Here is an 11159-nt window from a genome sequence, read left to right as displayed (position 1 = left end):
ATGCAATATGATCTTGCTCAGTCTACTGTTCCGGACTATTCTCAACTCCCAATCCCTGTTGTTGGTAATGCATGTGCGGAACACGTTGCATCTGTCCTACGGCGATGTGGGCTTATTAAGTGCTGTGGTCTATCTGTGTATGGCCGGGGGCGAGCTACAGCGCGGCCCGCGGCTCGATAGATTGGGCCTGCGGGCCACCATGACTCCAGCGATCCTGGTAACCGGGATCTGCTGGTTGATCGCACCATTCGCCTCGTTTCCGTTGTTGCTATTTCTCGCGGCGCTGGCGGGCTGGTTCGAAATGCCGGTCATCAACGTCACAAAACAGGCCATTTCGGTCGCCACTACCGAACATGAGCGGCGACCGGCGCTCGCCGCGTACGAGGTAACCGCGGATGTGTCGCTTTTGTTCGGGCCGCCGCTGGGTGTCGCAGCGATGAATATTTGGAACACGGCGGCGGTGCTGTTGGTTGTCCGATTGGTCGCCGTGGGTTGCGGAGTCGCATTATTGAGACAGAACCCACCGCTGCGCACCGATGCGAGCCAAGTGTCACGGCGTGCCCCCCGGCGATTCTGGAAACAGACCGGGTTCATGGCGGCATGTGTCGGATACGCCGCAGCCGTCGCCGTCCTTTCTGCGGAGGAATTGAGTGTCATCACGGTCATGCACAATTTCCACGCAACGCCGGCAATCGGACTGGTGCTAGCCATTGGCGCAGCCGGTGCGGTGGCCGGTGGGTACGGTTACGGCGCAATCTCCACAACCATCTCGCCGTATCCTCTGCTGGTAGGACTCGGATTCGGCGTGTTGCCTTGCGCCTTCGCACCCGGGCCGATTTCGCTGGCCATAGCCGTTTTCACAGCTGGTGCACTGGCCGGTGCTGTTTTCCCAGCCAGTTCCGATCGAATGAATGCCGTTGTATCCGAGGATGAACTCGGTGAGGCCCTTGGCTTTCATTTCAGTCTGATGTGGGTTGGCGTAGCTATGGGAAGTATCGTCGCGAGTAAGGCTATCGACGTCAGCGGTTCGTCAGGAGGATTCTTATTCTCGGCTGCGATCGGTATCGGTGCGGGAATCTGGCTGGGCAGGATCGCGGCGCGTGCCGCCCCCACACCCGGGGCGCCAGATCGAGTAAGCAGAGCACTCATTGTCACCGCGGTAGTTGCGAGTCGAGCAATCATTGCCGCTACCGCAAGAAGGATAACGGACAAGTTCGTGACTTTCGCGAAGACTGCACTTGCCCGCAAAATCGATATTCCACCCGACGCCCGGCCCGTCGAATATGACACCTCCGGGAAAAAATCGAACCCGCCGGTTTTCGGCCATCAAAGCCGAACGGAATCCTCGGCCGCATCATCAGTGGATTATGAAGCCGCCGACTTCGATCAGACCGTAGAGCGACGCGTCCTGACACCTTGGACCGAAACTTCGCCACCGCACAAGCGAAAAGGCCCATCGTGAAGCCGGGCGAACACTTCAACTCTGCGTTTTCACCAACTACTTCGGCTGTCCGACTATCGCCGAGCGAATGTCCGATACGTCAGTACCGCCACACGCACAACTATACAACTACGACCTCGAAGGTATATCAACCGTGACGCCTATTCGCACGCACAGTTCAATTCTTCCCAGTTCGCTCGGGCGCACAACCAGTACCACATATGAGAGACGCAGTCTAGATCGAGCCATAAATCTATCGGATGCCCATTGTCGTCAACCATTGACCTCCTCGCAAACAGAAATTGTCGATCGATTTCCAGAGCTGTTCCGCGAGGCGCGAGAGCAATCTCAGTCCGAGCTGGAGGAAGCGTTTCTCGACGCTTTTCTGCGTCTGGCCGGCGAGCCGATGCATCAGGATGCGTCCAGGTATATGCTGTCGTATTCCGCATCATCCGCAATCACAATGGTGGTGAGTCACTGCGCTCGCGCAGGCAAGCGAGTCGCCTTGATAGAGCCGGTTTTCGACAATATTTCATCGATCCTGCGCCGAGAGAATGTCGAGCTCGTGCCGCTGGCGGAGCAGGATTGCACCGTCGAACACCTGCCCGCGGCGATAGCTCGGCTCGAACCCGCGGTGATCTGGCTGGTCTCGCCGAATAATCCCACCGGATGGACGCTGTCCGAGTCGGAGTTCAGAACGCTGGTTCAGTGTTGCGCCGACCGTCGCTGCGCCTTGGTTCTGGACTCGTCTTTTCGCTTTTTTTCACCCCCGCCGATCGGCTGGTCGCAATACGAGGTTCTGGAGGAATCAGGAATCTCATATATTGTGCTCGAAGACACCGGCAAGACCTGGTCCACCAGTGAGATAAAAGTCGGATTGACGGTGTGCAGTCCGGATATGTACGCAGATATGTACCGACTGCACGACGATCTTTTGCAGAGCGTCTCTCCTTTCCATCTGCGGGTGCTGACGGAATTCATCGAGGACAGTTCGAAAAATGGAGTAGAACGTAGCATCATGCCTTCTGTACTACAGAACCGCTCCATGCTCCGGTCGATATTGTCGGACGCGGAATTTGAATTCGCTACCGAGTTACAATCGCCTGTTTCGGTGGACTGGCTGCTTCTCCGGGACGGACTCGATTGCGAGGACTTCGTGCACGAAGCGATCCAGGAGGGAGTTCACGTTCTACCCGGAACAAATTTCTTCTGGAATCAGCCGGAGCGTGGGCGAAACTTCGTTCGCGTTGCCTTGGCCCGCGATCCGCAGCTGATGCTGGAGGGTGCGCAATTGCTGCGAGACACCGCCATCCGGCTCGCCGCGAAGAATGTCTTACCATGAGCGCTCAGTCGAGCCGCTATCGTGCCTTGATCACCGGGGCTGATGTGATGCCGGCCGATATCGAATGGCTGCGGCAGCAGAATCTCGAGGTCGAAGTTTGTCGCTACGACCTATCCGAAATCGAGTTGGCGCGCGCTCTGATGGACAAGGACGCATACATTCTCGGCGGTGTAGAGCGTGCGACCGCTACCGCGTTGTCCACTGCCGATGACCTCGAGGCCATAGCGTTCATGGGTGTCGGGTATCACGCATACATCGATATTGCGGCAGCGACGGCGGCGGGTATCGCGGTGACCAACGCGCCCGGAGCCAACGCACGTGCGGTCGCGGAATTCACGATCGGTCTCATGCTCGATGCCTGGCGCAGGATCACGGACCTGTCGATGGAAACGAAGGCCGGTCGATGGCACGGGATCAAGGGACGCAACCTCTATGCGAGGACGCTCGGCATCGTCGGAATGGGAACCATCGGCACGATCGTCGCCCGGATAGCGGCCAACGGGTTCGGGATGCGAGTGGTCTACGTGAGCCGAACAGCCAAACCGGAACTGGAACGAGACATCGCCGCTCGCCGGGTCGAGCTGCCCGAGTTGCTCGCCGAGTCCGATGTCATCAGTCTCCATGCTTCCTACGGCCCGCAGACAGACCGGATCATCGGCGAAGCCCAACTCGCTGCCGTCAAGCCCGGCGCGATTCTGATCAACACTTCCGAAGCGGAGCTCGTGGATCCGACGCCGTTGCGAACCGCGCTGCTCGACGGTCGCCTCGCGGCCGCTGCCATGGACGGCTACTACATCGTGCCCGCGCCTGCCGCCCAGAACGATCCCCTTGGGTTGATGGCGTTGGGCAACAACAAGCTTCTCGTCACGCCGCACGCGGCCGGTGCTACCGAAGAGTCCTTCCGCGCGATACTCACGGCCAATGTCGAGTCCATCAAGAATCTCCTCGAGACAGGAGAAGATCCACGAGTTGTCAACCCTGGCTTCCGTGATCATGCCCGTTGGTCTGCTCGTGGGCGGTGATGAACGATGCTCAGCGGGGGCCGAATTGGCGATCACCCGCGTCGCCGAGGCCGGGGACGATGTAAGCGTCGGCGTTAAGGCCCGCGTCGACGGCGGCCGTTACCAGACGAACGGGGAAACCTGAATTAGCCAGTGCGGCAATGCCTTCCGGTGCGACGACCACGCAGACCGCGGTGATGTCGGTGGCGCCGCGAGCAACAAGTAGCTCCAGGGTGTGGCGCATCGAGCCGCCGGTGGCCAGCATCGGGTCGAGTACGAAGACCGGGAGATCGGAAAGATCCTCTGGCAGCGACTCCATATATGGGACCGGGCGGTGGGTCTGTTCGTCTCGGGCAATGCCGACGAAGCCGACTCTGGCGTCCGGAATCAACTCGGCGGCGGCGTCGATCATGCCGAGGCCGGCACGCAAGACCGGAACCAGCAGAGGCGGTTTCGCCAATCGCACACCCTCGACCTCGGCTACCGGGGTAGTGACCTCGAACCGGGTGACGGGGGCTTCCCGCAGCGCTTCATAGATCAGGATTCCGGTGAGATCGCGCAGTGCGGTACGGAAGGCCGGGTTGGCAGTCCTTGCATCACGCATCGTGGTCAGCAAGGCGGCGGCGAGTGGGTGGTCCACGGTGTGCGTATGCATGAGTGAACGATAAGGTCGACAACGAGTTCGACGCGCGACCTCCGGCCGGGGAATTTTTTTCGATGGGGTTGGAACCGATCCGCAAGGCAGCGCGTCGAACTAGGTGGATGACGTACTCTGCCTGGGAAGAAAAGAGACGGGGGAAGCACTATGCGAAAGATGTCGGCCGACACCGAGGGCATCGTTGCCTATGGTGCGACCGCCCACACCATGGCCGCGGAGATGGCGGCGGCCAGTGCGGGCGCGGCGGGGGCCAATCCCGCGCTACTCGGTCCGGTCATGGGGTTGATCGGTGGAGATTTCATGGCCGCCTATGCCGCGGCCCATGCCGGGCACGTCGCGGCGATCGGCCAGCTTTCCGCGGTACTGACCAGCGTGGGTGGTGCCGCCACCGGCGCGGCGGTCGTGCTGGAAGAGACCGACCAGACCAACGCCACCTCGATAAGCAACGCCGACGCCGGACTGGACGGGTGACTCGGTGATCGATATCAGCGCCCTCGCCAAGCCACTGCTCGACCTGCTCTCCAGCTTCGGCTCGGGAGTCATGTCGACCGACGGCCCCTCCGGCCAGTTGCAGTCCACCTCGAGCATCATCGACCAGATCCACGCGTTCGGCCGCAACAGCATCAACGGCATGAACGAGGCGTGGGACGGTAGGGCCGCCGATTCCGCCACCGCGAAGGCGTTGCGGGTGCAGACCTCCGCCGCGACCATCTCCGATCGTGGCAACGACATGGCTTCGGTTGTCGATCAGGCTGCCGCGGGGGTCGAGACCGGGCAGAAGGAACTCAGCGGGATCGTCGAGTCGTTCGTGAACACGGCGTCCGCGATGGGTCCGACCATCGCGACACCGGCAGGTTTCGCGGTACTCGTCGGCTCCGCGATCGACCATCTCGGCCAGGGCTTGAACGTGGTCGGGCGGGTGCGCAACGAGCTCGATACGCATACCGCGAGCATGACCGAACTGACTCCACCGCCGTCGACATCGCCCGCGTCGATGCCCACCGGACTGGCGAGCAGTGCGAGTTCGGGGGCCAGCCAGCTTGTGTCGACCCTGAGCGGTGTCGGCAGTTCCGCCGGCGGCATGCTCACCGCCATGGCGACTCCCGTGTCCAGCGCCACACCGTCCAAATCCGGTTCGTCGCCGAGCACACCGGGTTCGCATAAGCCCAACGGCAGTTCCTCGGAACAGACGCCCGACGGCAAGGGAGTCAAGGTGACGCTGCCGGACGGCAGCATCGTCGAGGCCCCTAACGAGAAGGCCGCGCAGGCGGTTCGCTCCGCGCTCGGCACCCTCGGCACGCCGTACGTATGGGGCGGCACCAGCCCGGGCTCCGGGCTCGACTGCAGCGGGCTCACCCAATACGCGTACGGCGAGGCAGGCGTCGATTTGCCCCGGCTCGCCCAAGAACAAGGCAACGGACATCTAGGGGTGTCCCCCGGCGATCTGATGCCCGGCGACCTGGCCGTCTGGGATGGCCATGTCGCCATGGTTATCGGCAACGGGCAGTTCGTCGAGGCCGGTGACCCGGTCCAGATCAGCTCGATTCGAACGGAGAACATAGGCATGGACTTCTACGGCTTCTACAGGCCGACCTCATGAGCGAGCCGAAGCCACCCACCATCCCCAATGTCACGGTGGCGGCAAGCACCAATCGGTCGGGCAGCATCTCGGTGCGCGCGACCGATCAGGGCATGCCGGTGGAAATCAAGTTCGAGCGCAGCGAATACCGTTACGGCGCACAGACTCTGGCCGACGAGATCCTGCGGCTGACGAAGCGCTCCACCGTCGCCGCCCGTGCCCGCAGGCGCGAAGTGCTCGCCGAGGCGGGCTTGCCCGCCGACATCCTCGACCGGCTCAACCTGCCTACCCGCCAGGCCGCCGTGGACGAACTGGACCGGATCGATGACGCGGACACCGGTCCCACTAGCTGGATGAGGCCGGTATGAGCGAGCGAAGCATCAGCACAATCGCCACAGCGATCATGACGGAGCCGAGCGCCGGCGAGGTGCGGTCATGAGTGCTGAGATGGATGCTCTCGTCGCCAACGCGACGCAGAAGCTGGAGGCGTTGGAGGCCGCGCTCTACGGCCTCAAGCAGGTACGCGGCCGGTTCCGGACCGAAGACGGCGCGGTCAGCGCCGAGGTCGACAGCGATGGCGCGCTTGTCGCGCTGACCCTGTCGGAGTCGGTCACCACGCTGCCGCCCGCCGAGGTCGGCCAGCTCATCATCTGGGCCTGCAAGCAGGCCGCGGAGGACGCGGGCGGCCAGCGCTCGAAGGTCGTTGCGACACTGAACGAGTCGTTCGTCCCGGGCGCAGAAGGGGCCGTGGGAACCGTTGGAGGCGGGCCGGATAGTGCCTGACGCGGAAGGTCGATAGGCTTCCGCTCATGGCTTCTGGAGACATCGTCCCGATCGAGCTCGGCCTGACCGACGGCGATCTGGTCACCCTGTGGGCACCGCGCTGGCGCGACGGTGACGACGAGTGGGAGGCATTCCTCGGACACGAGGACTCCCTCTACGGTTTCGAAACCGTCGCGGAGTTGGCCGCCTTTATCCGGACCAACTCCGATAACGACCTGATCGACCATCCTTCATGGAAGGTTGTCGCAGGTCTTTCGGCGGTGGAGCTGGAGCCGGAAGAGAACTTCACCTTCGATTTGGTCGCAGTGCCCGAGCTGGCCGCGGGCGATCCCGATGTCGACACCATCGCGGAGCTAGAGGACACCCTCGCCATGGTGCGCAACATCGGCGAGGTGTGCGAACTGGAGACGGTGACCAAGTTCTTCGGTTCGCACCCCGTCCTCGGCGCGCTGTCGGGCGGGGTCAATGCCTTCCTCGGGCGTGACGGCGATGAACTCTGGGATCAGATCGGCGCCGCGATCGCCAAGGGCTGGGACGACGTCCTCGACGCCATCGACTCCGTGGTGCAGACCCCGGAGGTCGACGCCGAGGCTATCGCCGTCGCGGAGGCGGAACTGCTCGCGGCCGAGGAGAACGTCGTCGACGCCGACGATGCCGCCGACAGCGAGGAAGAAGAGTTCGAAACCGTCGATCTCGACGCGGAGGACGAGGACGAAGAAGACGAGGAAGAAGAAGACGACTCGTTCTGGCACGAGGTCGGCATCGACCCGGTCAAGATCGTCACCGCCGACGGCAGCTACTTCACGCTGCGCTGCTACCTCGACGATGAACCGATCTTCCTCGGCAAGGACGGCTCGATCACCGTGTTCGGCTCCGAGCGCGCACTGGCACGCTACCTGGCCGACGATCACGAGCACGATCTGTCGCGGGTGAGCACCTACACCGACGTGCAGACCGCCGCCGTCGACGGTTCGCTCGAGGTCGAGGTCACCGACGAGAACGTCTACGTGCTGCCCGGCCTGGCCGACGATCTGGCCGAGGGCCCGGAGGCGGTCGACGTCGAGCAGCTCGATCTCGCGGTAGAACTGTTCTCCGACGCCGCCGACTACGCCGACGACGACGCGGTGGAGCAGGCGCTCGCCCAGTCCAACCCGCTCGGCTGGTATGTCTCCTACCTGCTGAACCCGGACCCGAACAGGATGGCCCCCAACCCGCCGTTCGCGGCGGAAGCACAGAGTTGGCGGGAGTTGGAGCGCAACTTCGAGAGTCGGCTCACACCACAGTGACCGCTCGAAGGCTGCGGGTTCCCGCTCGATTCATCGGCCGACCCGACTCCGGCGACGGCGGCTAGGTCGGTGGGCTGCTCGCCGAATCGCGGGCGGGAGATCGAGCGGGACGCGCGGCAGCGGGTGTCCCGCACCGACGCCGAGGCGGCCACCGGCCCAGCTGTTCGCGCGCTGCTTCGTCTGTGGCAGCGCGCGCACCGGCAGTCTGCGACGCCGGTGCGATCGGCGACGGATCGGTCGCCGTGCCGTGGATTCCCGGCGATTCGCCGCCGGTGGACACCACTGCTCGAGTGGGCCAACGAAACCCCTTGCCGCAGTGGCCTATCCGAGAAGGACCGCGTAGCCCGGCTTGATGATGTCGTCGATGATGCGCAGGCGCTCCGGGAACGGTATGAAGGCCGACTTCATGGCGTTGATGGTGAAACGCTCCAGATCGCTCCAGCCGTAGCCGAAGGTGTCGACCAGCTTCGCCATCTCCTTGCTCATGCTGGTGTCGCTCATCAGCCGGTTGTCGGTGTTGACGGTGACACGGAAACGCAGTCGGGCGAGCAGGTCGAAGGGATGCTTGTCCAGCGACGGAACGGCGCCGGTCTGCACGTTCGACGATGGACACAGTTCGAGCGGAATCCGCATGTCGCGCACATAGTTCGCGACCAGCCCGAGGCGGGCGTCCTCGGTAGCGCCCGGCACCTCGATGTCGTCGGTGATCCGGACCCCGTGGCCGAGCCGGTCGCAGCCGCAGAAGGCGAGCGCCTCGTGGATCGATGGCAGCCCGAAGGCCTCACCCGCGTGAATGGTGAAGTGCGCGCTGTTGGCTCGCATGTACTCGAAGGCGTCCAGATGGCGGCTGGGCGGAAACCCCGCCTCGGCGCCCGCGATATCGAAGCCACCGACACCGCGATCGCGGAAACGCACGGTGAGCTCGGCGATCTCGCGCGAGCGCGCGGCGTGCCGCATGGCGGTGAGCAGGCAGGTCACCACGATCGGGTGGCTCTGCGCTGCTGCTGCCGCCTCGCCTTCGCGAAAGCCTGCGAGGGTGTGCTCGACCACCTCGTCCAGAGTCAGGCCGCGTTCCAGGTGCTGTTCGGGCGCGAAGCGCACCTCGGCGTACACGACGCCGTCGGCGGCCAGATCCTCCGCGCATTCACGAGCGACTCGGCGCAGCCCCTCCGGGGTCTGCATCACCGCGACGGTGTGGGCGAAGGTTTCCAGATAGAGCTCCAACGAACCGCTGTCGGCCGCGTCGCGGAACCACGCGGCCAGCGCCGCCTCGTCGGAGGCGGGTAGGTCCTCGTAACCGCAATCGGCGGCGAGCTCCAGCACCGTCGCAGGCCGCAGGCCACCGTCGAGGTGGTCATGTAGCAGCGCTTTGGGAGCCTGGCGGATCGAGGCAAGGCTCAAAGGCATCGGTCCATTCATGACCACACGTTAGCCCCGTGTCACGGCCGCGGCAGCGCAGTTCGTGCGCGCTATCACTTGTGATTGCCCTCTCGGGCGTGCCGCCTACGAGAGGTCGACCTCATCCTCAGCTCCTCGAGTGGCCGTCCACCGCCGCATCCGGCTATTGACGAGACGCTCCGAAACAGCCTCCAGCGCGACGACGTTCGAGGGCCGAACGATCTCCGATGGACGGCGAAATCGCAACCTGCAACAGGTTCTGTTGGCAGGCAGCACATTTCGATCGACGCCAGCGCCTACATCTGCGCAGGCGGTTCGCAATCTCGACCTGTATCAGTGACCGATTCGTCCGAGGATCAATGGTTGGTTCGGCTTCGGCCCCGCCCCATCGATCGTGATGGCGCCCTCCAGCGCCGCAAGAGCGCCGGAGAACGCGCCCGGGGTGTCGGTATGCAGGGTGAGCACCGGTTTCCCCGCGGTGACGGAGTCACCCGGCTTGGCGTGGATCTCGATACCCGCACCGGCCTGCACCGGATCGCCCTGCTTCGCACGGCCCGCGCCGAGCCGCCATGCCGCGATACCGACGCCCATGGCGTCGAGACCGGTGAGCACACCATCGCGCTCGGCCCGGACGGTCTCGGTGTGCTTCGCGCGCGGCAGCGGCGCGTCCGGATCGCCGCCCTGCGCCGCGATCATGGCGCGCCAGTGGTCCATCGCGCGGCCGTCGGCAAGCGCATCGGCGGGATCGACGTCGAGTCCGGCCTGCGCGACCATTTCCCGGGCCAGTGCCAGGGTCAGCTCGACGATATCGGCCGGGCCACCACCGGCGAGCACCTCGACCGACTCGGCGACCTCGAGCGCGTTGCCCGCGGTACGTCCGAGCGGGGTGTCCATCGCGGTCAGCAGCGCGACCGTCCGCACGCCGGCATCGGTGCCGAGTTCGACCATGGCCGTGGCCAATTCCCGGGCACCCTCGATGGTCTTCATGAACGCACCGGAGCCGACCTTCACATCGAGCACCAGCGCGGCGGTCCCCTCGGCGATCTTCTTGCTCATGATGGAGCTGGCGATCAGTGGAATGGATTCGACGGTTCCGGTGACATCACGCAGCGCGTAGAGGCGCTTGTCCGCGGGGGCCAGATCGTCGCCCGCCGCGCACACCACGGCGCCGATGGCAGGATCGGCCAATATCTCGCGCATCCTGGCCACCGGCACGTCGGCCTGCCAGCCCGCGATGGACTCGAGCTTGTCCAGCGTGCCGCCGGTGTGCCCGAGCCCGCGCCCGGACAACTGCGGCACCGCCGCACCACAGGCCGCGACCAGCGGCGCCAACGGCAGCGTGATCTTGTCCCCCACCCCGCCGGTCGAGTGCTTGTCGACAGTCGGGCGCGGCAGATCGGTGAAATTCATCCGCTGCCCCGAGGAAATCATCGCCGCGGTCCAGCGCGCGGTCTCCCGCCGCGTCATCCCGCGCCACACGATGGCCATCGCCAACGCCGCCATCTGCTCGTCGGCGACCGTCGCCTTGGTGAATCCGTCGACTACCCAGTCGATCTGCGCGTCCGACAGCTCTCCGCCGTCCCGCTTGGTCGTGATGATCGAAACCGCGTCCACTGCCGTCACCCGGCCAGTCTGGCACGAGAGGACGCCGGGCCATGGGTTACGGCGCTC

The 11159-nt window shown here is 64.3% G+C and carries 11 protein-coding genes; 8 read left to right on the top strand and 3 right to left on the bottom strand.

Features of this window, described 5'->3' with window-relative positions; genetic code table 11:
* Positions 1–7: 7 nt before the first annotated feature.
* The 3 genes from ACLMAJ_RS07065 to ACLMAJ_RS07055 all read left to right on the top strand — a co-directional run bounded on the left by ACLMAJ_RS07065 (position 8) and on the right by ACLMAJ_RS07055 (position 3805).
* A complete protein-coding gene (locus ACLMAJ_RS07065; protein WP_412012700.1) occupies positions 8–1462 on the top strand; it encodes an MFS transporter in 1455 nt (484 codons plus the stop codon).
* Positions 1463–1721: 259 nt separating this feature from the next.
* Entirely contained in the window at positions 1722–2783 is a 1062-nt protein-coding gene (locus ACLMAJ_RS07060) for a pyridoxal phosphate-dependent aminotransferase (RefSeq protein ID WP_412012699.1), read from the top strand.
* Positions 2780–3805: a 2-hydroxyacid dehydrogenase gene (locus ACLMAJ_RS07055; protein WP_412012698.1), complete on the top strand. Its 1026-nt coding sequence runs from the start codon at positions 2780–2782 to the stop codon at positions 3803–3805. The genes ACLMAJ_RS07060 and ACLMAJ_RS07055 overlap by 4 nt, the downstream gene beginning before the upstream one ends.
* Before the next feature lie 10 nt (positions 3806–3815).
* Here the strand turns inward: ACLMAJ_RS07055 and upp are convergent, their stop codons facing one another.
* Entirely contained in the window at positions 3816–4439 is a 624-nt protein-coding gene (upp, locus tag ACLMAJ_RS07050; protein WP_412012697.1) for a uracil phosphoribosyltransferase, read from the bottom strand.
* A gap of 159 nt (positions 4440–4598) precedes the next feature.
* Between upp and ACLMAJ_RS07045 the strand changes: the two genes are divergently transcribed.
* The 5 genes from ACLMAJ_RS07045 (at position 4599) to ACLMAJ_RS07025 (ending at position 8090) form a co-directional block, all read left to right on the top strand.
* A complete protein-coding gene (locus ACLMAJ_RS07045) occupies positions 4599–4913 on the top strand; it encodes a type VII secretion target (protein WP_412012696.1) in 315 nt (104 codons plus the stop codon).
* A gap of 4 nt (positions 4914–4917) precedes the next feature.
* Positions 4918–6042 (top strand): bifunctional WXG100 family type VII secretion target/C40 family peptidase, encoded by a 1125-nt coding sequence (locus ACLMAJ_RS07040; RefSeq protein WP_412012695.1) that lies wholly within the window; start codon positions 4918–4920, stop codon positions 6040–6042.
* Positions 6039–6389, top strand: coding sequence for a hypothetical protein (locus tag ACLMAJ_RS07035; protein ID WP_412012694.1), 351 nt, complete (start codon positions 6039–6041; stop codon positions 6387–6389). Before ACLMAJ_RS07040 ends, ACLMAJ_RS07035 begins: the two co-directional genes overlap by 4 nt.
* A gap of 67 nt (positions 6390–6456) precedes the next feature.
* Positions 6457–6804 carry a YbaB/EbfC family nucleoid-associated protein gene (locus ACLMAJ_RS07030; RefSeq protein WP_412012693.1) on the top strand — a complete coding sequence of 116 codons (348 nt, stop codon included), beginning with the start codon at positions 6457–6459 and terminating at the stop codon, positions 6802–6804.
* A 26-nt stretch (positions 6805–6830) separates the two neighbouring features.
* Complete coding sequence (locus ACLMAJ_RS07025; protein ID WP_412012692.1) at positions 6831–8090, top strand: primosomal protein; 1260 nt, start codon at positions 6831–6833, stop codon at positions 8088–8090.
* A 321-nt stretch (positions 8091–8411) separates the two neighbouring features.
* Here the strand turns inward: ACLMAJ_RS07025 and ACLMAJ_RS07020 are convergent, their stop codons facing one another.
* Both ACLMAJ_RS07020 and ACLMAJ_RS07015 read right to left on the bottom strand, forming a co-directional pair.
* Complete coding sequence (locus ACLMAJ_RS07020; protein ID WP_412012691.1) at positions 8412–9509, bottom strand: adenosine deaminase; 1098 nt, start codon at positions 9507–9509, stop codon at positions 8412–8414.
* 312 nt (positions 9510–9821) lie between these two features.
* Positions 9822–11111 (bottom strand): thymidine phosphorylase, encoded by a 1290-nt coding sequence (locus ACLMAJ_RS07015; RefSeq protein ID WP_412012690.1) that lies wholly within the window; start codon positions 11109–11111, stop codon positions 9822–9824.
* Between the last annotated feature and the right edge of the window lie 48 nt (positions 11112–11159).

Source organism: Nocardia arseniciresistens (assembly GCF_046764875.1).
Taxonomy (GTDB): Bacteria; Actinomycetota; Actinomycetes; order Mycobacteriales; family Mycobacteriaceae; genus Nocardia; species Nocardia arseniciresistens.
The sequence above is the reverse complement of the archived record's forward strand: the minus strand, read 5'-3'. Positions and strand labels throughout refer to the sequence as shown.